The sequence below is a fragment of the Pseudoxanthomonas kaohsiungensis genome, from assembly GCF_010211765.1.
Taxonomy (GTDB): domain Bacteria; phylum Pseudomonadota; class Gammaproteobacteria; order Xanthomonadales; family Xanthomonadaceae; genus Pseudoxanthomonas; species Pseudoxanthomonas kaohsiungensis.
In genome coordinates, this window is record NZ_PDWO01000002.1 from 284,021 (window position 1) to 308,175 (window position 24,155).

Below are 24,155 nucleotides of genomic sequence, written 5' to 3' on the forward strand. Positions count from 1 at the left end.
CGGTGGGTGCTGCCAGCGCCCGGAAGCCGGATTCCAGAACGATGCCTGCGCCTGTTGACCGGGTAGCCGGGTCACAGGGGAAGCAGCGTGGAAAACCAGAACGACACGACGCCGGCCATGGCGAATGGCCGGCTTTTGGCAGGCTTCGGCCCACGCGACGGGGCCACGCGCGCGCGGCGGGGATGGCGGCGTGCCGCGACCGCCGGTGCATTCTGGCTGGGCTTGGCCTGCGCGCCGCTGGCCAGCGCCGCCGACCTGCTGATCAGCAACCTGTCCGACGGCATCTACGACCCCTCCCCGGTGGGTGGCCAGGTCACCTACCACGTGGTCGTGGAAAACGGCGACATCGACACGGCCACCGGCGTGGTCGCGATCTTCGACCTGCCCGCCGGGGCCAGCGCCGCGGGCCTGCCCGCGTTCTGCGCGGCCGCGGCCACCAGTCCGGTGCGCGTGCTGTGCGACATCGGCACCCTGGACGCGACCCCGCGCAGCTTCGACCTGGTGGTCGGCACCACCGGGATGACCCCGGGCGACGTCTTCATCCATGGCGCGATCGGCTTCGCGCCGGGCCTGCCGGGCGCCGGCGAGCCGGTCAGCGGCCTGACCACGGCCCATCCGTTCTTCGCCGGCGACATCGCGCCCAGCAACAACCTGCTCAGCGAGCGGACCACCCTGCAGAACTCCGGCGACCTGCGCCTGGCCAAGTCGGCCTCGCCGGACCCGGTGATCGGCGGCGCCGAGGTGACCTACACCCTGACCGTCACCAACGACGGCCCCAACGACTCCAGCGGCTTCAGCGTCGCCAATACGCTGCCGGCGGGCGTGGCCCTGATCCCGGGCAGCTTCAACGGCGCGGGCTGGACCTTCGATGCGGCGGCCATGACCGCCACCCACCCCGGGGTGCTCGCCAACGGCGCCAGCGCCTCGTTCACCTTCCGTGGCCGGGTCGGCGTGGGCAGCGGCAACATCGTCAATGCCGCGGTGGTCAATGCCGGCGCGGTTCCCGACCCGAACCCGGGCAACAACGCGGCCGAGGCGATCACCGCGGTGACGCCCGGCGCCGACCTGGTGGTCAGCAAGCGCGCCGATCCTTCGCCGGCGGTGGCCGGCGACCCGGTCACCTTCCACGTGCAGGTCCGCAACCTGGGCCCCAGCCCGGCCGAGAACCCGCGCTGGACCGACGTGCTGCCGACCGGCTTCCTGGTGACCGGCGGCACTGCGCCTGCGGGCTGGACCTGCACCACCTCGGCCGGCGACACCACCCGCGCGTGCGCCCTGCCGGGCAGCCTGGCGGTGGGTGCCAGCGCCGACTTCACCATCGTCGCCACGGTGCCTTCCAACGGCCCCAACAGCAGCGGCAACGTCACCAACACGGTCACCGTCACCGCCGACACGCCCGATCCGAACGGCCCGCTGCACGGCACCGACAACAACACCTTCGACAACACGTTCACCGTGCTGCCCGATGGCGCCGACCTGAGCCTGTCCAAGCAGAAGCTGCCGGCGCTGGTGGCGGTGTGGCCGGGCGTGGGCCCGGACGACGACAGCCGGATGACGTCCACGATCCGGGTCCGCAACAACGGACCGCGCGCAGCCACCGGCGGCGTGCAGGTGGTCGACACCCTGGCCCTGGGCGAGGAGTTCGTCAGCGGCGGTAGCGCCGACTGGTCCTGCTCGGTGGCGCCGGCGACCTGGAGCGCGGCGATCGCGCAGGTGGTGACCTGCGACCTGGCGCCTGCGCGCTATCCACTGGCGGTCGGCGCCAGCGCGCCGGTGCTGCAGCTGGTCACCCGCGCGCGGACTTCCGGCAGCCTGGTCAACCAGGCCTGCACCGGCGGCTCGGGCGGCTCGATCGAGCCGGTCACCGGCACCGTCGACGAGGACCGCAACAGCGACAACGACTGCGCCGGTGGCGGCACCCGCACCACCGACGACCGCGTCGACCTGCAGATCGAGAAGTGGACCAACACGCCCTCGCCGGCGGACAACGTGCTGGCCGTGGGTGATGACAGCCTCAACTACACGCTGCGGATCACCAACCTGCCGATCACCGACGCGGTGCCGGCGACCGGCATCGTGGTCAACGACACCCTGCCCGGCTACGTGCCGCCGGTCGGCGCTTCGGCCGGCACCGGCATCGCGATCCTCGCCCCGGCCGGCTGGAACTGCGGCGACAGCGCAGGCGCCAACGTGATCTGCCGTTCCGGCACGACGCCGCTGGCGCCGGGCGATTCGGTGGACATCGTGGTCACGGTCTCGCGCCCGCTGTTCGACAGCGTCGGCCAGAGCCTGCCCGCCAACAGCTGCGGCACCGGCCATCCGACCAGCAACGTGGTCTGCAACGTCGCCGGCGTCGGCGTGGACGCGGCGGTCGCCGGCTCGATCGGCGAGATCAACGGCGCCAACAACAGCGCGCGCGACTGGGTCGCCGTCGAGCGCGAGGCCAATGTCCGCACCACCGCCAAGGAGATCGTCACCGGCGACATCGGCCGCGCCGGCGTGGACAGCAACTACGTGATGTCCTACCTCAACGAAGGCCCGTCGGCGGTGCCCGGCGTGGTGTTCCAGGACGTCTTCACGATCCCGGCCGGCGATGCCGGTTTCGTCCTGCGCTTGGCCACGCGCACGCCCGGCGCGGTCGCCTGTTCGGCCACGCCCGCGCCCGGCGTGGTCGCCACCGGCACCGCCGGCGGCATGTCCTACGCCAACCCGACCGCGGGTGCGCTGACCGTGGCCATCACCTGCCCGGCGGTCGCCCTGGCCCATCGCCAGGCCGAGAACCTGCTGGTGACGATCCGGCCCAACGTCAACGCCGGCAACACCGCCAGCGGCCGCCGCTTCGACAACACCGCCAGCTTCTCGATCGCCGGCGGCGCCACGGGCAGCGACGGCAACGGGCCGTTCAACTTCAACACCGACACCACCGACGACCAGCAGCTGGCTTCGCTGACCTTCGAATCCGGCGTGTCGGACCTGATCGTCAACAAGGTCGACACCGGCTTCACCGGCGGCGTGGATCCGCTCGGCTTCGACGCCACCAATCCGTCCGCCAACCTGATCACCTACCGGGTGTCGGTGCGCAACGACGGTCCTTCGGTGGCCACCGGCGTGCACGTGGTCGACAGCTACCGCGCCCCGGTCGGGCGCCAGGTCGAATTCGTCGGCATCGCCACCGGTCCGTCGGGCGGTCCGTCGACCGCCTTCGACCCGGCCGCCTGCAGCATCGTCAGCGGCACCAACCCGTTCACCGGCGCAGGCTCGGCCCTGACCGACCCGGCCGGCCTGTCGGTGCGCTGCGACGTGCCCGGTGCCGGCTTCACCGGCAGCAACGTGCCCGGCACCCTGGGCGTGGGCTCCACCGCCTACGTGTTCATCCAGTACCGCTACCTGACCCCGCCCGGCGCCAGCGGCGACATCGCGCGCAACTTCGTGGTCGCCGAGGGACAGGAGAACGACCCGACCCCCGGCAACAACAGCGCCGAGCAGCCCACCACCATCCGCACCCGCGCCGACATGGCCGTGGACAAGTCGGTGTTCGCCGAACTGCCTGCCAGCGACCCGGAGGCGGCGCTGCCGGCGGTACCGGCCACCGCGGTGACCCTGCTGCAGCCGTTCTACTACGTGCTCGATGGGACCAACCTCGGCCCTGGCGCGAGCCTGTCGCGCGACCGCAGCGGCAGCAGCCCGCTCAACGGCACCGGCACGGTGATCACCGACACCCTGCCCGCCGGCCTGGAGATCACCGGCGCGATCACCTGGCAGAAGACCGGGCCGGACCCCGGTGGCGACGAGGAACCGGTCGGCAGCGGCACCTGCCCGGCACCGGCCGGCACCCTGGTCACCTGCAACCTCGGCGACGTCACCGTTACCGGCAAGGTGCGGATCATCATTCCCGCGCGCTGGACGACCTGGCCCAGCGGCGGCAGCGCCACCAACACCGCGCGCGTGTCCACCGAACAGGTGGATCCGGTCACGCCCAACAACACCGACTCGGTGGTGATCGCGGTCACCCGTTCGTCGCTGGCCGGCGTGGTCTACGAAGACCGCGACCGCAGCCCCGGCAACGGCGGCCGCCGCCAGCCGGCGCAGGAGCCGGGGATCGCCGGGGTGACCGTCACCCTGGCCGGCACCGATGCCTATGGCAACGCGGTCAACCGCACCGCCACCACCGACGCCAACGGGGCCTACAGCTTCGCCAACCTGGCCCCGGCCGGGGCCGGCGGTTACACCCTGACCCAGGGCCAGCCGGCCGGCTACATCGACAGCCCGTACGCGCCACCGGTGGCGCCGGATCCGGAGGCGCCCTCGCTGGGCGGCACCTACGCCACGGGCACGACCTATACGGGCATTGCCGTGGGCGGCAACGCCACGGGCGTGCGCTACGACTTCCCGGAAGTGCGGCAGCCGTCGCTGTCGGGCTACGTCTACATCGACGCCAACTACAACAACATCCGCGACGCCGGCGATGGCGCCATCCCGGGCGCGACGGTCGAGCTGCTCGACGCGGCCACCGGCACCCTGGTCGCCACCGCCACCACCGATGCCGGCGGCGCCTACGCCTTCAGCGGCCTCGATCCGCTGGTGGTCTACACCCTGCGCCAGCCGTTGCCGGCCGGCAGCTACACCAACCGGCCCAGCGCGGTGAACCCGGGCCTGGTCGGCGGCACCGCCTGCAGCAGCGGCTGCGTGCCCGGTACCGGGCTGGCCGGCGATGCGGCCACCACCGACCGCATCAGCAGCGTCGACCTGGGTGCCGGCCTGGACGGCACCGCCTTCAACTTCGGCGAGAACATGGTCGCGGCGATCAGCGGCAGCGTGTACGTCGACCGCAACGGCAATGGCCAGTTCGACGCCGGCGATGCCGGCACCCAGTATTCGGCGCCCAACGGCGGCCTGGCCGGGGTGACCGTGACCCTGCTCGGGGCCGGCCCGGACGGCATCTTCGGCAACGGCGACGACCCGGCCCCGGTCGTGGTCCAGACCGATGGCAACGGCGTCTACCGCTTCCCCGACGTGGTGGTCGGCCAGAACTACCGGGTCGAGCAGACCCAGCCGGCCGGTTTCGGCAACGGCCTGGAGAATCCGTCCAACGCCATCGCGATCAACGCGCTGCCGGCCAGCGGCTCCAGCGACAACGATTTCGGCGAGGTGCTCGGTGCGCTGGCCGGTGCGGTATTCGAGGACTTCTCGGCCACCGCGGCCAACAACAACAACGGCAGCTTCGACCCCGGCGAGAATCCGATCGCCAACGTCACCCTGACCCTCACCGGCAGCGACCTGCTCGGCAACCCGGTCAGCCGCACGGTGCAGACCGGCACGGACGGCAGCTATGCCTTCGCCGACCTGATGCCGCCGGCGACCGGCACCACCTACGCCATCACCCAGACCCAGCCGGCCGGCTACCTGGATGGCCGCCATACCCCCGGCAACGCCTCCACGCCCGGCAGCGCCAGCGCGCCGAACGTGATCGACGGCATCGCCATCACCGCGGGCGAGGGCGCCACCGGCTACCTGTTCGGCGAGCTGGCCAACGCCACGATCAGCGGCACGGTCTACCTGGACCGCGACGACGACGGCAGCCAGGGCCCCGGTGATCCCGGCTTGCCCGGCGTCACCGTGACCATCGAGGGCGCGGGCCCGGACGGCATCTTCGGCACCGCCGACGATCCGGCGCCGGTGGTCCTGGTCACCGATGCCAGCGGCAACTACAGCTACGGCGGCGCGGTCACCGGTCGCGACTACCGCACCGTCCAGACCCAGCCCACCGGGCTGGCGGACGGCCGCGAGAACCCGTCCAACAGCATCGCCCTGTCCAACCTGCCGATGGCCGGTTCCAGCGGCAACAACTTCGGCGAGCGGGCTGCCTCGATCGCCGGCAACGTCTGGCTGGACGCCGACAACAACGGCGTGCGTGACGCGGGCGAAGCCGGCATCGCCGGTGTCGTGGTCGTGCTGCCGGCCGGCACGGTCGACGCGCTCGGCAGCCCGGTCCAGGCGGCGCTCAGCGACGCCAACGGCGACTACCGCTTCATCGACCTGCTGGCCGGCACCTATGCGGTGACCCAGCAGGCGGCGCAGCCGGTGGTCGGCGGCGTGACCACGCTCAACGGCACCACCGTGGCCGGCAACATCGGCGGCGTGCCCACCGGCAGTGCCAGCGCGGTGGCCACCGTGCCCAGCAGCGTGTCCGGCATCGTGTTGCCGGCCGGTGCGGGTTCGATCGGCAACGACTTCGGCGAGACCTTGCCGGTGTCGCTGTCCGGGCGCGTGTTCTTCGACGCCGACAATGATGGCGCGCAGTCCGGCCCGGCCGAGACCGGCATCCCGGGCGTGACCCTGGAACTGACCGGCACCGACGACACCGGTGCGGCGGTGGCGCTGAGCACCAGCACCGATGCCAACGGCGACTTCGGCTTCGACGGGCTGCGGCCGGGCACCTACACGGTGACCCAGCCGACCCAGCCGCCGGGCACCAGCAACGGCCAGACCATCGCCGGCAGCGCCGGCGGCACCGCGACCCCGATCACGACCGTGCCCAGCGCGATCTCGGGCATCGACCTGACCACGCCGGGCGCTGCATCCACCGGCAACCTGTTCGGCGAGATCCCGCTCAACAGCGCGATCAGTGGCCGGGTCTGGAGCGACCTGGACAACAACGGCGTCATCGACCCGTCCGAGACCGGCATCGAAGGCGTGCTCGTGCGCCTGGCCGGCACCGACCTGGCCGGCAATGCGGTCAGCCGCGACGTGACCACCGGCCCGGATGGCAGCTACGTGTTCGCCGAACTGCCCCCGGGCAGCTACACCCTGACCCAGCCGGACCAGCCGCCGGGCACGCTCAATGGCATCACCGTGCCGGGCACCGGCGGCGGCACCGCCACCGGTCCGGCGACCACCCCGTCGGCGATCGCCGGGATCACCCTGGGCGTGGGCCAGGAGGCCAGCGCCAACAACTTCGGCGAGATCCCGGTCGGCAGCATCGCCGGGCGGGTGTTCAACGACAGCAACAACAACGGCCTGGTCGATCCGGGCGAAGCCGGCATCGCCGGCGTGCAGGTCGTGCTGACCGGCACCAACGACCTGGGCGAAACGCTCGACGTCACCGTGGCGACCGACGCCGACGGCCGCTACCGCTTCGACGGCCTGCGCCCGGGCACCTATGCGGTGACCCAGCCGGTGCAGCCGCCGGAGACGCTCAACGGCATCACCAGCGCCGGCACCATCGACGGCACCGTGGTCGGCATCGCCACGCCGGTGGAGGTCACGCCCTCGGCGATCAGCGCGATCGCGCTGCCCGTCGGCGGCGAGTCGATCGACAACAACTTCGGCGAGATCGGCGATTCGCCCGACCTGGTGGTGGCCAAGCAGGCCAGCCGCGATCCGTTCACGGTCAACAACGCGGCCGGCTACACGATCACCGTGCGCAACCGCGGCCAGCAGCCGACCGACGGCGAGTACGCCGTGCACGACCGGTTGCCGCCGGGCATCGTCCTGGCCGGCGCGCCGTCCGGCGACGGCTGGACCTGCTCGGGCCAGGCCGGCGAAGCGCGCTTCAGCTGCCGCAGCGGCCGCGTGATCGAAGCCGGCGCCACCTCCGCGGCCCGGATCGACGTTCCGGTGTCGGTGACCGCGGCCGCGGCGGCGGCCGGCAGCGTGGACAACGCGGTCCTGGTCGAGGGCGGCGGCGAGAACCCGTACCGCTCGCCGACCCCGGCCGAGCGTGCCGCGTTCGAAGGCAATGTCGCCGACCTGCCGGTCTGCGACCCGGCGATCACCCACAACGCCTGCCGCGTATCAACGCGGGTGCAGCTGTCGGCCGCGCTCGGCGGCACGGTCTGGCTCGAACTGGGCGAGGGCGACGAGCACTGGCTGGACGCCGGCGACCAGCGCCTGCCCGGCTGGAGCGTGGAGCTGGTCGATCCGGACAACGGCCAGGTGGTGCGCACCGCGACCACCGGCAACGATGGCCGTTACCGCTTCGAAGACGTGGTCCCGGGCGTGCGCTGGCAGGTCCGCTTCCGCGATCCGGACAGCGGCGTGGTCTGGGGCTGGCCGGTCTCCGGCGAAACCCCGGCGGGCCCGCCCGTTGCCTGTGCCACCGATGCGGCGATCGCCGACGGCACCGCCAGCAGCTGCCGCACCCAGTCCGGCGGCGCCACCGCGCTGGAGGTCGTGCTGCGGCCGGGCAGCGAACTGGCCGAACAGAGCCTGCCGCTGGATCCCGGTGGCGTGGTCTACGACGCCATCACCCGGGCGCCGGTCCCCGGTTCGGTCGTGACCCTCGCTCCGGTGGGCGTGTGCGCCGGCTACGACCCGGCCAGCCACCTGCTCAACGCGGGCCTGGGCGGATACCGGGTCGACGGCAGCGAAGCGTCGATGACCGTGGGCAACGGCGGCAGCTACCAGTTCCTGTTCGCCGCCACCGCGCCGTCCCGCTGCGTGTTCCGGCTCACGGTGACGCCGCCGTCCGGCTACAGCTTCGCCTCGACCCTGATCCCCGCGCGCGAGGGCGAGCTGTCGCCGCCCGGCGGCGGTGACGGCCGCTATGCCGTCCTGCCCGGTTCCGTGGCGCCCACCGCGCCGGTCGGCGATGGCACCCGCCACCACCTGCTGCTGGTGGGCGGCGCGGACGTGGCCCGCATCGTGCACAACCACATCCCGCTCGATCCGCGGCAGGCCCCGGGCCTGACCATCAGCAAGACCGGCAACCGCCAGATCGTGGAACTGGGCGACACGCTCGAGTACACGATCACCGTGCGCCAGACCGCCGGTGCGGCGCTGGGCGAAGTGACCGTGCTCGACCGCCTGCCGCGTGGCTTCACCTACGTGGCCGGCACCGCCCGCGTCGACGGCCGCGGCATCGCCGATCCGTCCGGCGCGCCGGGTCCGCAGCTGGCCTTCGACATCGGCGGCATCGGGGTCGGCCAGCAGCACGTGCTGACCTACCGGGTGCGCGTGGGCGTGGGCAGCGACCAGGGCGACGGCGTCAACCGCGCCCAGGCCCATGGCTGCGCCTTCGACGGCAGTTGCGTGGATGCCGGCCTGCAGCCGTACCCGGGCAGCGTGCCGTCCAACCAGGCCCAGTACCGGGTGCGGGTGACCGGCGGCGTGTTCACCAGCGAAGGCTGCGTGCTCGGCAAGGTGTTCGTGGACTGCAACCGCAACCACGTGCAGGACGCCGAGGAACTGGGCATCCCGGGCGTGCGCATGTATTTCGAGGACGGCACCTGGATGGTGTCGGACTCGGAGGGCAAGTACAGCTACTGCGGCCTGCCGCCGCGCAGCCACACGCTCAAGGTGGATGCCTCCACCCTGCCGGCCGGCGCGCGCCTGACCACCAGCAGCAACCGCAACCTCGGCGACGCGGACAGCCTGTTCATCGACCTCAAGAACGGCGAGCTGCACCGTGCCGACTTCGTCGAGGGCAGCTGCTCCAACCCGGTGGTCGAGCAGGTCAAGGCCCGCCGCACCCAGGGCGAGGTGCGCGCACCGGAGACCGAGACCGGCCAGCCGGCGTTGCGCTTCGAGAGCAAGCCGGCGCGCAGCCCGCAACAAGGCACCGACCCGGCCAACCAGAGACCGATCGTGGATCCGCGACCCGTAACCCCCGCCGCGGGCGGCCAGGAGGCGCAGCCATGAGCCGCGCCTCCCAGCACACGCCGCGACTGAGCCTGCTCGCCTGCGCCCTGGCGCTGGCGGTGCCCGGCCTGGCCCAGGACGTCTCCGGCAGCCAGCGCTTCACCCCGGTGCTGGGCAGCGCCGAGGCGCTGTACCCGCAGTCGCCGGCCACCACCGGCGCCGCATCGCGCGTGGTCGACCGCCGGTCCGGTGACGTCGACTACAGCGCCAACCGCGGCGTGGACCGGATCGTGGTCGAACTGGACCGCGACGGCGTGCCGGCCGACGGCCAGTCGACCGTGCACGTGCGCGTGCAGCTGCTGGGCGCCGACGGCCTGCCGCTGGCCGGGCAGTCCTTCGCCACCCTCGAGCACAGCGGCGGCCGCATCCGCCTGCCCGGTTCGCGCACCGACGAGTTCGGTCCGGGCGCCGGCGATGCCGACAAGGCCACCCCCGGCGTGCAGCTGGCGGTGGAAGGCGGCGTGGCCGAGTTCGACCTGGTCGCCCCGCACGATCCGCAGGACGTGTTCCTGCGCATCACCGCCGGCGCGCAGTCGGCCGAGGGCGTCATCGGCTTCCTGCCGGAGATGCGCGAGCTGCTGGCCACCGGCCTGGTCGAAGGCATCATCAACTTCAACCGCAAGGGCAACGGCGACCTGATCGCGCCGGTCGAGCGCGGCGACGCGTTCGAGCGCGAGATCCGCCGCTGGGAGAAGCAGTTCAACGACGGCAAGGCCAATGGCGCCGCGCGCACCGCGTTCTTCGTCAAGGGCCGGATCAAGGGCGAGTACCTGCTGACCGCCGCCTACGACTCGGACAAGGACGTGCGTTCGCGCCTGCTGCGCGACGTGCGTCCGGAGGAGTTCTATCCGGTCTACGGCGACTCCTCGCTGCACGGCTTCGACGCGCGCTCGGCCGAGCGCCTGTACGTGCGCGTCGACCAGGGCCGCAGCTACCTGCTCTACGGCGACTTCCAGACCGGCGACACCCTGGCCACGATGACCGGCGTGGGCGGCAGCGGGGCGATCGTGCAGCGCAGCCTGGGCACCTACAACCGCACCGCGACCGGCCTGGGCTGGCACTTCGAGAACGCTGGCGTGCGCGGCAACGTGTTCGCCACCCAGGATTCGCTGCGCCAGCTGATCGAGGAGTTCGCCAGCCAGGGCAGCGGCCCGTACGCGCTGCGCAACAACGCGGTGCTGGAAGGCAGCGAGCGCGTGGAAGTGGTGGTGCGCGACCGCTACCAGCCCTCGCGGATCGTCGAGGTGCGGCCGCTGGCCAGGCTGGTGGACTACAGCTTCGAGCCGTTCTCCGGCCGGATCCTGCTCAACCAGTTCCTGCCGGCGTTCGACGCGAACCTCAACCCGGTCTCGCTGCGCATCACCTACGAGATGGACCAGGGCACCGAGAAGTTCTGGACCTACGGCGCCGACGCGCAGTGGAAGGCCACCGAACGGCTGGAGATCGGTGGTTCGGTCGTGGATGACCGCAATCCCTTCGCCGCGTTCCGCATGGCCAGCGCCAATGCCGGTTACCGCTTCGGCGAGAACACCTACCTGGCGGCCGAGTTCGCCCGCACCCGCAGCGAGGTCAACACCAACAGCCTCAACCAGTACGCCACCCCTGGCCTGCAGGACCTCAGTGGCGAGGTGGAAGGCGATGCCTGGCGGGTGGAATTCGGCCACGAGGGTGAAGTGCTCGACGCGCGGGTGTTCGCCGCGCGCACCGACCCGGCGTTCAACAACGTCGCCGCGCCGCTGTTCGGCGGCCGCGGCGAATACAGCGCGCGCCTGGCCTGGAAGGTCGACGAGCGGCTGCAACCGTACGTGGAGGCCTTGCGCAGCGAGGACCGCAACCCGGATGGCGGCGACCGCGACGCGGCCGGTGCCGGCCTGCGCATCGGCGCCACCGAGCGCCTGACCGTGGACGTGGGCCTGCGCAGCATCCGCGAGACGGTCGGCGCGTATTCGCCGTGGACCGCGGCGATGCCGTTCGGCAGCGCCGGCGGCCTCACCGGCGGCTTCGCCACCGGTGCCGGCGGCGGCGCGCTGGGCTTCGGCCAGCAGCCGCTGGACCCGTTGACCGGGCTGCCGGTGCTCGGCAGCAGCGGCGCGCAGGGCGAATGGAGCAGCAGCCTGCCGGTGGGCACCGAACTGGAATCGGACACCGCGCGGATCGGCCTGGGTTACCGGGTCAGCGAGAAGTTCTCGGTCGGCGGTGAAGTCGAGCAGGAGATCAGCGGCGAGGAGCGCAACCGCCTGGCCCTGGGCATGGACTACCAGGCCTTCGAGCGCAGCCGGATCTACGGTCGCTACGAGAAGCAGACCGGCCTGACCAGCGCCTATGGCATTACCGAGGCCGGCCGCGAAGCCGACGCGTTCGTGCTCGGCGTGGACAGCAACTACGTCAAGGACACCCAGGTGTTCAGCGAGTACCGCATGCGCGATGCGGTCGCCGGGCGCGACCTGCAGGCCGCCTCCGGCATCCGCCAGAACTGGGACGTGGCCCCGGGCCTGCGCATGAGCGGCTCGGTCGAGCACGTGAAGGTCTTCGACGGCACTACCGGCGATGCCACCGGCCTGGCCTTGGGCGTGGACTACACGGGCAACCCGGTGTGGCGCGGCAGCGCGCGCGTGGAGCACCGGATCTCCGGCGACGTGGCCGGGACCGACACCGACGAGGCCTTCGACACCACCCTGGTGCAGCTGCTGGCGGCACGCAAGATCAGCCGCGACTGGACCGTGCTGGCGCGCAACTACCTGCTGTCCACCGACTACCGTGCCCGCGGCGACGTGCTGCAGGACCGCTTCCAGTTCGGCCTGGCCTACCGCGACACCGACACCAACCGGATCAACGCGCTGGCCCGCTACGAGTACAAGCTCGAAAGCGACGAGAGCGGGCTGGTGCTGGACCAGGGCGCGGTGGTCGCCGGTAGCAGCCAGGACATCCGCACCCGCGCCCACATCGTCTCGATGCATGCCGACTGGCATCCCTCGCGGCCGTGGTGGCTCACCGGGCGGGTCGCCGGCAAGTGGCAGCAGGACCGCTTCGCCTATGCCGATGGCGGCCGGGTCGACGACCGCTTCGAGGCGGTGCTGCTGTCCGGGCGGGTGGTCTACGACGTCACCGAGAACTGGGATGTCGGCGTGATGGCATCGACCTTCCGCGGCCAGCATGGCGCCAACCAGTACGCCTACGGCGCCGAGGTCGGCCGCCTGCTCCGGCAGAACCTGTGGCTGTCGGCCGGGTTCAACTTCACCGGCTTCGACGGCGACCGCGACCTGTCCGGCTACGAGTACACCCAGCAGGGCATCTACCTGCGCCTGCGCTTCAAGTTCGACGAAGACCTGTTCCGCAGGGACGAACCCCGCTATCGCGACCCCGTGCGCCACGGAGCGACCCAAGAATGAAGACGACCATGAACCCCTGCCGTTCCCGCGCCGCGCGCATGCTCGGCCTGGCCCTGCTGTCGGCCGCCACCGCGGTCCATGCCCAGGACAGCGTGCGCCTGCTGCCGCAGCAGGACCGCATCACCGACGAGGCGATCGACGCCGACCTGCGCAGTTACGAAGCCACGCAGGGCCGGATCCAGGCCCTCAACGATGCCGGCCGGCCGGTACGCGACTACCACCTGTCCAAGGCGCAGTGCTGGCTGGACGTGTCCTTCCACGAGTACACCCGCAACGACCGCAGCGCGTTCCCGCAGGCGGCGCTGGACGAGTCGGTGAAGCTGATCGCGGCGATGGAACGCGGCGCCTCGCCGCTGCCCACCGATACGCCGCTGGTCAACGACGCCCGCTACCTGCGCCAGGACCTGTGGCAGCGGCTGCGCGTGCTGCAGGGCACGCCCGGCTTCGCCTGCGCGCAGCAGGCCGCGGCCTGCGGCGAGGTCGAGCTGGTCCATGCCGGCAACGAGTTCAACCAGCAGCAGTGGCGCCATGCCAAGCCGTACATCCAGATCGCCGAGGACCTGGTCAACGACGCCGAGGCGATGGCGCGGCAATGCGGGGGTCCGGCCGTGGCGCCGACGCCGGCGGCGGAGCTGCCGGTGGTGGCGAACGTCCTGTTCGAATTCGACCGCGACGGTCGCGGCGACATCCGCGCCGATTCCCTGCAGGGCCTGGACCGTGCGCTGGCGCGCGTGGCCGAAGAAGGCCTGGTCCTGGAGCGGGTGGAACTGGTCGGCCATGCCGATCGCCTGCAGGGCCTGGGCGCCGAGCACAACGAGGCGCTGTCGGCGCGGCGCGCGCGGACGGTGCAGGCGTTGCTGGTCGAGCGCGGCGTCGCCGCGGACCGGATCGACTACCACTACCGCGGCGACACCGAGCAGGTGCAGAAGTGCGATGGGGTGAAGCCCCGCGCCGCGCTGCGCGAATGCCTGCTGCCGAACCGGCGGGTCGAGGTGCGCTTCATCGTGCGCTGACCGCCGGGTCCGGGAGGGTCGCATGGCGATCTTCCGGGCGGTGGCTGGATTGCGCGGTGGCTGGAGTGCCGCCGCGCACCAGCGCACTCCGCAGCCCGGTTTCCGCCGACCGGGCCTGCGCCCGATCGGTTCGATCAGGCCGACAGGTGTCCGATCGCTGCGATCGCGCCGAAGCGGTCGGCCAGGCGCTTGAGCAGGGCCAGGCGGTTGCCGCGGACCGCCGGATCGTCGGCGTTGACCATCACCTGGTCGAAGAACGCATCGACCTGCGGACGCACCAGCGCCAGCCGGTTCAGCACGCGCACGTAATCGTGCTGGTGCAGGGCGGGAGTGGTGTCGTCCAGCGCCGCCTCGACGGCCTCGCCCAGCGCGCGCTCGGCCGGCTCGCTGAACAGCGCCGGGTCTTCCATCGCCGGGATCGCGATGTCGGCCTTCTTGAGGATGTTGCCGATGCGCTTGTTGGCGGCGGCCAGGGCTTCGGCCTCCGGCAGCGTGGCGAAGGTACCGATCGCGTCGATGCGCGTGTCGAAGTCGTACAACGAGGCCGGCTTCAGCTCGGCGACCGCGTTGAAGTGCGCGGCCGGCACGCCCTTGTCGGCGTAGTAGCCGCGCAGGCGGTCGAGGATGAAGTCGTAGAGGTCTTGAACATCCTGAAAGTTGGAACGAGCTGATCCCTGAATTGCACCGGACTTCACTTCGACACCTTGTTTCCGGGCTTCTTTGGTTGCGTCAGCCTTCCGATCCATTTCGGTAAGCATCAATGCTTCGACGGCAAAATCGTTAGCCTCGACGAGTAGATTCTGCAAGTTCAGCTCAAAGCCCGACTCGATCACCGTCCGCGCCAACCCCAGCGCATTGCGTCGCAGCGCGAACGGATCCTTGTTGCCGGTCGGCTTCAGGCCCGCGGCAAAACCGCCGGCCAGGGTGTCCAGGCGCTCGGCGATCGCCAGCACCTTGCCCAGCGGCGACAGGGCGATGTCGTCGCCGGCGAAACGCGGCTGGTAGGCCTCGTCGATCGCCAGGGCAACCTCCGACGGCTCACCCGCAGCCAGCGCGTAATGGCGGCCGGCAATGCCCTGCAGCTCCGGGAATTCGTTGACCATGCGCGACTGCAGGTCGTTCTTGGCCAGTTCCGCCGCGCGCCGCGCCTGCGCCGGATCGGCGCCGACCTGCGGTGCGATGGCTTCGGCAAGTGCGGCCACGCGCGCGACCTTGTCAGCCACGCTGCCCAGCCTGGCCTGGTAGGTGACGGTCTTCAGGCCGTCACCCATCGACACCAGCCCCTGCTTGAGGTCCTCGTCGAAGAAGAACTTGGCATCGGCGAAGCGCGGGCGGATCACCCGCTCGTAGCCCTTGCGCACCTCGGCCACATCGCGAGACTGGATGTTGGCGATGCCGATGAAGTGCTCGGTCAGCTTGCCGCCGTCGCTGAGCACCGGGAAGAACTTCTGGTTGATCTCCATGGTCTCGATCAGCGCTTCCTGCGGCACGGCCAGGAACGCGGATTCGAAACTGCACAGCACCGCTGCCGGCCATTCGGTCAGGCACACCACCTGCTCGAGGTTGTCGTCGGTAATGCGCGCGCTGCCACCGGCCTGGCGCGCCGCAGCCTCGACCTCGGCCACGATGCGGGCGCGGCGCTCGACCGGGTCGACCAGCACGTGCGCGGCGCGCAGGGCATCGATGTAGTCCTGCGGCTGGCCGATCCACACCGGCTTGTCGTGCTCGAAGCGGTGACCGCGGCTCATCCGGTCGGACTTCACGCCCAGCACCTGCGCCTCCACCACATCCGACCCGAGCAGCAGCACCAGCCAGTGCACCGGGCGGGCGAAGGCGTAGTCGTGGTCGCCCCAGCGCATCGGCTTGGGGATCGGCATCGCCGCGATCGCCTCGGCGACGATTTCCGGCAGCAGCGCGGCGGTCTGCGCGCCCGGCTTCACCGCACGGTGCACGAAGCGCTCGCCCTTGGCGTCGGTGGTGCGTTCCAGCGCCGTCCACTCGATGCCCGCCTTGGCGGCGAAGCCTTCCAGCGCCCGGGTCGGCTTGCCGTCGGCGTCCAGCGCGATGTTCAGGTACGGGCCCAGCACTTCGCTGCGCTGTTCGGGCTGTTCGGCATCGACCGCCGGCAGCAGCACCGCCAGCCGGCGCGGGGTGTACAGCGGCCGCGCGTCCGCGGCGTCGAAGCCGACGCCGCGCTTTTCCAGCGCCGCGACCACGCCGTCGAAGAAGGCCTGCGCGAGCCCCGGAAGCGCCTTGACCGGCAGCTCCTCGGTGCCCAGTTCGATCAGCAACGGCTTCATGCGATGGATTCCTTGGTGCCCTTGGGTTGCGGGGTGAAGAAGGGGGCGTAACGCGCGCGGAACACGTCCAGCGCCTCGCAGCGGGCGACGTGCGCTTCCAGCGCCGGCCACGGCGACAGGTCGACCGGCAGCGACTGCGCCGCGTAGTTGGCGTAACAGGCGACGGTGATGTCGGCGAGCGTCATCGCTTCGCTTGCGAGCCAGCGCTCGCCGCGCGCCGCGCAGGCGGCGTCGAGCGCCGCCAGGGCGCCCTCCACCTGGACGCGGTTGCGCTCCAGCAGCGCGGCCGACCGGTGTTCCGCCGGATGGAAGATGCGCTCGAGCACGCTGGCCACGCAGCGGTCGGCCGCGCCGCTGGCCAGGCCGACCAGGCGCATCGCCTCGCGCCGCTCGGTGCCGCCGGCCGGCAGCAGCATCGCCCCGCCCGGTTCGTGTTCCAGCCAGTCCAGGATGGCGGCCGATTCGGTCAGCACCTGGCCGTCGGCCAGCACCAGCACCGGCACGCGGCCGAGCGGGCTGTACTGGCGGATGCGGTCGAAATCGGCGCCGACCGACCAGGCGCGATGCTCGAACTGGTAGCCGAGCAGCGCCAGCGCGATCGCCACGCGCCGGGTGAACGGCGAGTCGTACATGCCGATCAGGATCATCGTGCCGTCGGCTGCGGGGCGGCTGGACATCAGGCCGTGGCTCCGCGCTTCAGGCCCGGGAAGCCCAGCTTCTCGCGCTGCGCGTGGTAGGCCTCGGCCACGGCCTGGGCCAGCTTGCGCACGCGCAGGATGTAGCGCTGGCGCTCGGTCACCGAGATCGCGCGGCGCGCGTCGAGCAGATTGAAGCTGTGGCTGGCCTTGCACACCTGCTCGTAGGCCGGCAGCGGCAGGCCGGCCTCGACCAGCTTCAGCGCCTCGGCCTCGCAGGCGTCGAAGCGGTGGAACAGCTCGGCCACGTCGGCGTGCTCGAAGTTGTAGGTGCTCTGCTCGACTTCGTTCTGGTGGTAGACGTCGCCGTAGGTGACCACGCCCTGCGGGCCGACCGTCCAGACCAGGTCGTACACGTTGTCCACGTTCTGCAGGTACATGCACAGCCGTTCAAGGCCGTAGGTGATCTCGCCCAGCACCGGCCGGCATTCCAGGCCGCCGGCCTGCTGGAAGTAGGTGAACTGGGTCACCTCCATGCCGTTGAGCCACACCTCCCAGCCCAGGCCCCAGGCGCCGAGGGTCGGCGATTCCCAGTTGTCCTCGACGAAGCGCAGGTCGTGCACGCGCGGGTCGATGCCCAGCGCCTTCAGCGAGCCCAGGTACAGCTCCTGGATGTTGTCCGGGTTGGGCTTCATCACCACCTGGTACTGGTAGTAGCGCTGCAGGCGGTTGGGGTTCTCGCCGTAGCGGCCGTCGGTGGGGCGGCGCGAAGGCTGCACGTAGGCCGCGTTCCACGGCTCGGGGCCCAGCGCGCGCAGGAAGGTGGCCGGGTGGAAGGTGCCGGCGCCGACCTCCAGGTCCAGCGGCTGGATCAGCACGCAGCCCTGCTCGGCCCAGTAGGCGTTGAGCGCCTGGATCAGTCCCTGGAAAGTCGGTCCGGTCATCGGATTTATTGCGCTGCGGAAAAGCGGGCTAGTATAGGGCCGAGCCCCGTGCCATGCGGGTTTCGGCCGTTTCAACGGCTACTTTTCCGCCGGTTCGCCGCCTTGAATGTTCCCCGCGCGCCCTTCCTGATCGTCGAGACCGGCCAGCCGGTGGACAGCCTCAAGCGCTACGGCCGCTTCCCGCACTGGATCAGGGTTGCCGCCGGGTTGTCGGCGCACGAGGTGGTGGAGGTCAACGCCGAACGCGGCGACCCGCTGCCGCCGGCCGCGGACCTGGCCGGGGTGATCGTCAGCGGCTCGGCTGCCTTCGTGACCGACCGCGCCGAATGGAGCGAGCGCACCGCCGGCTGGATGCGCGAGGCCGTCCACGCGGGCACGCCACTGTTCGGCATCTGCTATGGCCACCAGCTGCTGGCCCATGCGCTGGGCGGCCAGGTCGACTACAACCCGGCGGGGCGCGAGTCGGGCACGGTGTTCATCGACCTGCACCCGCCCGCGTTCGAGGATCCGCTGTTCGCGGCGCTACCGGCGCGCTTCGCCGCCCATGCCACCCACCTGCAGACCGTGCTGCGGCCACCGGAGGGCGCCACCGTGCTGGCCCGCTCGGACCAGGACGGCTGCCACGCCTTCCGCTGGGGCGAGCGCGCCTGGGGCGTGCAGTTCCACCCGGAGTTCGCCACCCACCACATGCGCGGCTACGTCAACGCGCGCGCCGATTGCCTGCGCCGCCACGGACGCTGCCCGCGCACGGTCGCGCGCGAGGTCAGCGCCGCGCCGCTGGCGCGCAGGCTGCTGCGACGCTTCGTCCAGCATGCGCGCGGGACGCCCGCCCGGCCCGGACATGCCTGAACAACCCCGCGGCCGGCGTATGCCGCTGCCCGCGCTTGGCCGATAATGCACGCGCGCCTCCGACGTCGGGGCGCGGCAACGGGAACTCGATGGACACGATACGCAAGCTGCCGGCTTCGGACGGCGCGGAATGGTTGCTGGGCGGCTTCGCCCTGCTGCGGCGCGCACCGCTGGCGCTCGGCACGCTCGGCGCCTTGTGGGGGCTGCTGGCGTCGCTGGTGATGACCGTGGGCCTGGCGGTGCCGGCGCTGGCGACGATCCTGCAGCTGCTGGTCGCGCTGGCCGGGCCGGTGCTGTTCGCCGGGCTGTTGTGGGCCGTGCGCGAAGTCGCGCACGGGCGCCCGGCAATGCCGGCGCACCTGCTGCAGGGCGTCCGCGAAGGCCGGGTCGCGCAGTTGCTGACCACGCTGCTGCCGCAGCTGGCGGCCGGCCTGGTGCTGGGCGTGCTGCTGCTGGTGCTGGTCGGCAGCGAGCAGTTGCAGGCGCTCGCCCGGGTCAGCAACGAGCTCAACGCGATGGCCCAGTCCGGGCAGCAGCCGAGCCCGGAGCAGGTGGAGGCGCTGGTGGCGACCCTGCCGGCCGGCCGCATCCTGCTGTGGCTGCTGCTGGGCGTGGTGGCCGCCATTGCCGTGGCCATGACCGTCTTCGTTTCGGTGCCGCGGATCCTGTTCGAGCACCGCGACGGCCTGCCGTCGATGCGCGACAGCCTGCGCGCCTGCCTGCACAACCTGCCGGCGATGGCAGTGTTCCTGCTGCTGGCGATGGTGGCGATCTTCGCCATCTATTTCGGCGTGCTGCTGGTCACGCTGGTGTTGCAGCTGGTGGCCGGGCCGGTACTGGCGATGTGGATCGCGCAGCTGCTGCTGATGGCAGTGCTGATGCCACTGCTGGCTGGCGCGACCTACACCGCATGGACACGCCTGTTCGGCGAACCGGTCGCGGGGGCGTCGGCCCCGCTGCAAGCCGGCCATCTCGAGGCCTGAAGGGCACGGGGCGTTCGCGCCGTCAGGGCGACGGCGCGGTGTCGGCCGGTCGTGGCGCGACCAGCTTCGAGGCCAGGATGCCGGCCTCGTACAGCAGGCACATGGGAATGGCCAGCAGCAGCTGCGAGATCACGTCCGGCGGGGTGATCAGCGCGGCCAGCACGAAAATGCCCACGATCGCGTAGCCGCGGCCGGCCTTGAGCTGCTCGGGCGTGACCCAGCCCAGCAACACCAGGATCACCAGCGCCACCGGCAGCTGGAAGCTGGCGCCGAAGGCCAGGAAGATCACCAGCACGAAGTCCAGGTAGGCGTTGATGTCGGTCATCATCGCCACCCCGTCGGGCTTGATCGCGGCGAGGAAGCCGAACACCGACGGCAGCACCACGAAGTACGCGAACGCACAGCCGGCATAGAACAGGATCACCGCCGAGGCCAGCAGCGGCAGCGCCAGCTTCTTCTCGCGCTGGTACAGCCCCGGCGCGACGAACGCCCAGGCCTGGTACAGCAGCCACGGCGCGGTCACCACAAGGGCCACGAAGAACGCCAGCTTGATCGGGGTGAAGAATGGCGAGGCGACCTGCACGGCGATCAGCTGGCCGCCGGCCGGCAGCTTGTCCAGCAGCGGCTGCGCCAGCCACGCATACAGCTTGTTGGCGAACGGCAGCAACGCCAGCAGCACCACCACCAGTCCGGCCAGCGCGCGCAGCAGGCGCGTGCGCAGCTCGAGCAGGTGCTCCATCAGGCTGCTTTCGGTATCGGACTCAGGGCCGGCGGGATTCATCGTCCGGTCCTTGCAGGGGTGGGGTTTCCGGACCGGCCACGGACGGGGCGCCTTCGACCTCCCGGCGCACGGCGTCGAGCTCGCGGCCGGTGGCGTGGAGTCCTTCCTGCACGTGCGCCTGGGCCTGGCCGAACTCGTCCTGCAGGCGCGTCTGCGCCTGTCCGAACTCATCCTGCAGGCGCGTCTGCGCCTGCTTCAGGGCGGCCTGGGTCTCCTGCATGCTGCGCTTGAGCTCCTCGGCCTCCAGCTCGCGCTCCAGTTCGGACTTGACCGAGTACCACTGCGCGCGCGCGCGGCGCACCCACAGCCCGGCGAAGCGGGCTGCCTTGGGCAGCCGTTCCGGACCGAGGACCACGAGGGCGACCACCGCGATCAGCAGCAGCTCGCTGAAACCGATGTCGAACATCCGCGTACGGCCGACGCGGGATCAGCGCTCGGCGCGATCGCGCTCGGACTGTTCCTTCGACTCGGCGCTGCGCTCGTTGCCGAGCTGGCCGGCCGGCTTGTCGTCCGGGTCGCGCATGCCTTCCTTGAAGCCCTTGACCGCTTCACCCAGGTCTTTCCCGGCGTTGCGCAGGCGCTTGGTGCCGAACACCAGCAGCACCACGACCAGCACGATGATCCAATGCCAGATGCTCAGACCGCCCATGGCACGCTCGCTGTAATAAGAGGAACAAGGGCCACAGGATAGCGCAGGGCGCGACGCGCGGCGGCGCTACCTCAGGGCAGCGGTTCGGTCCGGGTCGATTCCTCGCCCACCGGCTCGAAACCCTGGGTCGGGGCCGGGCCGGACGCGGCCGGCGCCGGCGTCGCTGCGGGCGCTTGCGTGCCCTGGGTCTGCGCGGCCGGTACCGCGGGGTCCGGGACGCTTGCGGCCACCGCGGGCTCCGTTCCGCCGCCGGCCCCGGTTCCGCGCGCCACCCGGGCGTTGTGGGTGGATTCTTCCAGCTGGTCGCGGAAGGCCACCACCGCCGAGGGCGGCGTCACCTGCGAGCGCCCTTCGAACACCATCCGTGGCGTGGTCGTGGCGCCGTAGATGCTGGCCTGCGCGTCGCGATCGATCTGGAGCACCGCGCCGTCGAGCGAAACACCGGCAAACAGGCCGCGTGCGCGCGACCATGACCAGATCTCGGCCTTGAGCTGGCCATCAGTGGCCGCGGCGGCATTGCGGCCCACCGGGCCGGCGGCGACGCCGGCATCGGCGCCGAGGGTGAACTTGCCGTTGACGATGTCGTCCAGGCTGCGGTCGTTGCGGAACACCAGGACCACGTCCGACGACTGCACGCCAGCCTGGAAACCGATGCTGCCGCCGGTCAGGGTCACGAACACCGGGTTGGTCCAGGTGCCGTCCGCGCCCTTGACCGACATCAGCCCGTGGCCGCGGCGGCCGCCCAGCACCAGGCCGGCCTTGATCGTGTCGGGGATGACCACGATGCCGCGGGCTTCGTCGAGCAGCTTGTCCGGGATCGCCTGCTCGGGGATCTGCTGGATCTCCGAGAGCACCCGCACCGCATTGCGCGCGCGCTCTTCTTCGGTGGGGGCGGCCATGGCCTGTCCGGCGACGGGCAACAGGATGGCCAGCGACAGCAGGATGCTCGGAAGACGCGACATGCATGACTCCGGATGGGCACGTGCGGCCATGGCCGCGGATCGTCGTGAACTTAATGAAGCGGCAATGAATCTTGCCTGAGGCCGGCCAGCCTCCTCCAGCGCCGCTTCCGGTGCATGCAGAACCCGCGCGACCCAGGCGGCGGCTCTGTCAGAATGGGCCATGGCCAACGACTCCGACACCGCGCTGCTCGCGGTCAACCTGGGTACGCCCGACGCGCCGACCGCGCCGGCCGTGCGTCGCTACCTGGCCGAGTTCCTCGGCGATCCGCGGGTCGTCGCGATCCCGCCGCTGCTGTGGAAGCCGCTGCTGTACGGGTTGATCCTGCCGCTGCGCGGACCGCGCTCGGCCGCCAACTACGCCAAGGTGTGGATGGACGAGGGCTCGCCGCTGCTGGTCCACACCCGCCGCCTTGCCGCCGCGCTGCAGGAGCGCCTGCCGGACTGGCGCGTGCTGCCGGCGATGCGCTACGGCAACCCCGCGCTGCGGTCCATCCTGCGCGAACTGCGCGCCTCCGGCGTGCGCCGGCTGGTCGTGCTGCCGCTCTACCCCCAGTACTCGACCACCACCACCGCCTCGGTGGCCGACGTCGTCGCCGAGGAAACGCAGGGCATGGACGTGACCCTGATCGAGGATTACTCGAGCGACCCGGGTTGGGTCGCCGCGGTGGCTGGTTCGATCGCCCGCTACCGCAGCCAGCATGGGGCCGGGAAACACCTGCTGTTCTCCTTCCATGGCCTGCCGCAGCGGGTGGCCGACGCTGGCGATCCGTATCCCCGGCGCTGCCTGGACAGCGCCACGGCGGTGGCCGCGGCGCTGGGCCTGGCCCCGGAACAGTGGTCACTCGCCTACCAGTCCCGCTTCGGCCGCGAGCGCTGGCTGGAGCCGTCCACGCTCGACGCGCTGGATCGGCTCGCCGCATCGGGCGTGCGCGAGGTGGACGTTGCCTGCCCCGGTTTCGCGGTCGATTGCCTGGAAACCCTCGAAGAAGTCGCGCTGGGCCTGGCCGAGCACTTCGAGTCGAAGGGCGGGCGGATGGCCTACATTCCCTGCCTCAACGATGCGCCTGCGCACGCCGATGCGCTGGCGGGCCTGGCGCGCTGCGCCGTCGGCAGCGACGGGTGAGCCCGCGCGAAGTCCGACTGCCCGTGGCCTGGGGTGAACTGGCCGGGCTGCGGCGGGCATCCCCGGGCCGGCCACGGGTGATCGCGCTGCACGGCTGGCTCGACAATGCCGCCAGCTTCCTGCCGATGCTGCCGCATCTGCCGGAGCTGGACCTGCTGCTCCTCGATCTCCCCGGCCACGGTCGCAGCGCGCACCTGCCGGTCGGAACCGAGTATGGATTGACCACGCACGTCTCTGCGGTGCTGGATGCCGCCGATGCGCTGGGCTGGGAGCGTTTCGCCCTGCTCGGCCATTCGATGGGCGCCGCCATCGCGTCGCTCGTGGCCGTGGCCGGTCCGTCGCGGGTGGAGCGGCTGGCGCTCATCGAGACCCTTGGCCCGCTTTCGGAAGCGCCCGGGAACACCGCTTCGCGCCTGCAGCAGGCCGTGGCGGCCTCGCGAGGCCGCGCGACAGGCGCGTCGCTTCGTGTCTTCCCGGACCTGGGTCTGGCCGTGCGTGCGCGCATGCAGGCCAGCCAACTCGACCAGGCCAACGCCCGCCTGCTCGTGGAGCGCGGCACGCGTGCGGTGGCGGGCGGGTACGTCTGGTCCAGCGATCCGCGGTTGACCCGCCCGGCCGCGACACGGCTGGCCGAGCCGCAGGTACAGGCACTGCTGGCCGCGATCCCCTGCCCGGTCCGCTTCCTCGGTGCCGAACCTGCCCAGTCCTACTTTCCCGAGGCCGTTCGCGATGCCCGGCTGGCCGTCGTGCCGGACGCCGCGGTGGCGGTGATCGCCGGCAGCCACCATCTGCACATGGACCAGCCCACGACGGTCGCGTCCTTCTTCCTGGACTTCCTCGCCGGCTGACCCGGCATCTCCGCCGTTAGCCTTCCACCATCGACAATCC

General features: G+C 71.4%; 13 protein-coding genes and 1 pseudogene. 7 read left to right on the forward strand and 7 right to left on the reverse strand.

Going from position 1 to position 24,155, the window contains the following annotated elements; all coding sequences use genetic code 11:
• Positions 1-87: 87 nt before the first annotated feature.
• The 3 genes from CSC66_RS03700 to CSC66_RS03710 are packed head-to-tail and all read left to right on the forward strand — an operon-like array spanning position 88 to position 14,041.
• Positions 88-9,639: an SdrD B-like domain-containing protein gene (locus CSC66_RS03700; protein ID WP_162376033.1), complete on the forward strand. Its 9,552-nt coding sequence runs from the start codon at positions 88-90 to the stop codon at positions 9,637-9,639.
• Positions 9,636-13,028, forward strand: coding sequence for a hypothetical protein (locus tag CSC66_RS03705; protein WP_162376034.1), 3,393 nt, complete (start codon positions 9,636-9,638; stop codon positions 13,026-13,028). The genes CSC66_RS03700 and CSC66_RS03705 overlap by 4 nt, the downstream gene beginning before the upstream one ends.
• Entirely contained in the window at positions 13,025-14,041 is a 1,017-nt protein-coding gene (locus CSC66_RS03710) for an OmpA family protein (protein WP_162376035.1), read from the forward strand. The genes CSC66_RS03705 and CSC66_RS03710 overlap by 4 nt, the downstream gene beginning before the upstream one ends.
• Before the next feature lie 134 nt (positions 14,042-14,175).
• On the opposite strand, the gene glyS is transcribed toward CSC66_RS03710, so the two are convergent.
• The 3 genes from glyS to glyQ are packed head-to-tail and all read right to left on the reverse strand — an operon-like array spanning position 14,176 to position 17,920.
• The gene (gene glyS / locus CSC66_RS03715) at positions 14,176-16,341 is read right to left on the reverse strand and encodes a glycine--tRNA ligase subunit beta (RefSeq protein ID WP_162376036.1); all 2,166 of its coding nucleotides are present in this window, start codon (positions 16,339-16,341) and stop codon (positions 14,176-14,178) included.
• Complete coding sequence (locus tag CSC66_RS03720; RefSeq protein ID WP_238394258.1) at positions 16,338-17,018, reverse strand: glutathione S-transferase family protein; 681 nt, start codon at positions 17,016-17,018, stop codon at positions 16,338-16,340. The genes glyS and CSC66_RS03720 overlap by 4 nt, the downstream gene beginning before the upstream one ends.
• On the reverse strand, positions 17,018-17,920 hold the full coding sequence (gene glyQ, locus CSC66_RS03725) for a glycine--tRNA ligase subunit alpha (protein ID WP_162376037.1): 903 nt from the start codon (positions 17,918-17,920) through the stop codon (positions 17,018-17,020). The genes CSC66_RS03720 and glyQ overlap by 1 nt, the downstream gene beginning before the upstream one ends.
• Before the next feature lie 102 nt (positions 17,921-18,022).
• On the opposite strand from glyQ, the gene CSC66_RS03730 reads away from it, so the two are divergent.
• Positions 18,023-18,769 (forward strand): glutamine amidotransferase, encoded by a 747-nt coding sequence (locus tag CSC66_RS03730; RefSeq protein ID WP_162376038.1) that lies wholly within the window; start codon positions 18,023-18,025, stop codon positions 18,767-18,769.
• Between the two features lie 89 nt (positions 18,770-18,858).
• On the forward strand, positions 18,859-19,752 hold the full coding sequence (locus CSC66_RS03735; protein ID WP_162376039.1) for a BPSS1780 family membrane protein: 894 nt from the start codon (positions 18,859-18,861) through the stop codon (positions 19,750-19,752).
• 22 nt (positions 19,753-19,774) lie between these two features.
• On the opposite strand, the gene tatC is transcribed toward CSC66_RS03735, so the two are convergent.
• From tatC to CSC66_RS03755, 4 genes and pseudogenes are all read right to left on the reverse strand, one after another.
• Complete coding sequence (gene tatC / locus CSC66_RS03740; protein WP_162376040.1) at positions 19,775-20,533, reverse strand: twin-arginine translocase subunit TatC; 759 nt, start codon at positions 20,531-20,533, stop codon at positions 19,775-19,777.
• Positions 20,532-20,939, reverse strand: a pseudogene (tatB, locus tag CSC66_RS03745) (Sec-independent protein translocase protein TatB); the annotation flags it as partial. The gene tatC and the pseudogene tatB, both read right to left, overlap by 2 nt.
• 21 nt (positions 20,940-20,960) lie before the next feature.
• On the reverse strand, positions 20,961-21,182 hold the full coding sequence (gene tatA / locus CSC66_RS03750; RefSeq protein WP_162376042.1) for a Sec-independent protein translocase subunit TatA: 222 nt from the start codon (positions 21,180-21,182) through the stop codon (positions 20,961-20,963).
• Positions 21,183-21,253: 71 nt separating this feature from the next.
• Entirely contained in the window at positions 21,254-22,144 is an 891-nt protein-coding gene (locus CSC66_RS03755) for a lipid-binding SYLF domain-containing protein (protein ID WP_162376043.1), read from the reverse strand.
• Between the two features lie 160 nt (positions 22,145-22,304).
• On the opposite strand from CSC66_RS03755, the gene hemH reads away from it, so the two are divergent.
• Both hemH and CSC66_RS03765 read left to right on the forward strand, forming a co-directional pair.
• Positions 22,305-23,267, forward strand: a complete 963-nt coding sequence (hemH, locus tag CSC66_RS03760) for a ferrochelatase (RefSeq protein WP_162376044.1) — start codon at positions 22,305-22,307, stop codon at positions 23,265-23,267.
• A complete protein-coding gene (locus CSC66_RS03765; protein ID WP_162376045.1) occupies positions 23,264-24,115 on the forward strand; it encodes an alpha/beta fold hydrolase in 852 nt (283 codons plus the stop codon). Before hemH ends, CSC66_RS03765 begins: the two co-directional genes overlap by 4 nt.
• The last annotated feature ends 40 nt before the right edge of the window (positions 24,116-24,155 follow it).

What these genes read in the sequence shown, in the direction of transcription:
- CSC66_RS03705 (WP_162376034.1), top strand. Translation starts at nt 9,636, where the DNA reads ATGAGCCGCGCCTCCCAGCACACGCCGCGACTGAGCCTGCTCGCCTGC.
- CSC66_RS03710 (WP_162376035.1), top strand. Translation starts at nt 13,025, where the DNA reads ATGAAGACGACCATGAACCCCTGCCGTTCCCGCGCCGCGCGCATGCTC.
- glyS (WP_162376036.1), bottom strand. Translation starts at nt 16,341, where the DNA reads ATGAAGCCGTTGCTGATCGAACTGGGCACCGAGGAGCTGCCGGTCAAG.
- CSC66_RS03720 (WP_238394258.1), bottom strand. Translation starts at nt 17,018, where the DNA reads ATGTCCAGCCGCCCCGCAGCCGACGGCACGATGATCCTGATCGGCATG.
- glyQ (WP_162376037.1), bottom strand. Translation starts at nt 17,920, where the DNA reads ATGACCGGACCGACTTTCCAGGGACTGATCCAGGCGCTCAACGCCTAC.
- CSC66_RS03735 (WP_162376039.1), top strand. Translation starts at nt 18,859, where the DNA reads ATGGACACGATACGCAAGCTGCCGGCTTCGGACGGCGCGGAATGGTTG.
- tatC (WP_162376040.1), bottom strand. Translation starts at nt 20,533, where the DNA reads ATGAATCCCGCCGGCCCTGAGTCCGATACCGAAAGCAGCCTGATGGAG.
- tatA (WP_162376042.1), bottom strand. Translation starts at nt 21,182, where the DNA reads ATGGGCGGTCTGAGCATCTGGCATTGGATCATCGTGCTGGTCGTGGTG.
- CSC66_RS03755 (WP_162376043.1), bottom strand. Translation starts at nt 22,144, where the DNA reads ATGTCGCGTCTTCCGAGCATCCTGCTGTCGCTGGCCATCCTGTTGCCC.
- hemH (WP_162376044.1), top strand. Translation starts at nt 22,305, where the DNA reads ATGGCCAACGACTCCGACACCGCGCTGCTCGCGGTCAACCTGGGTACG.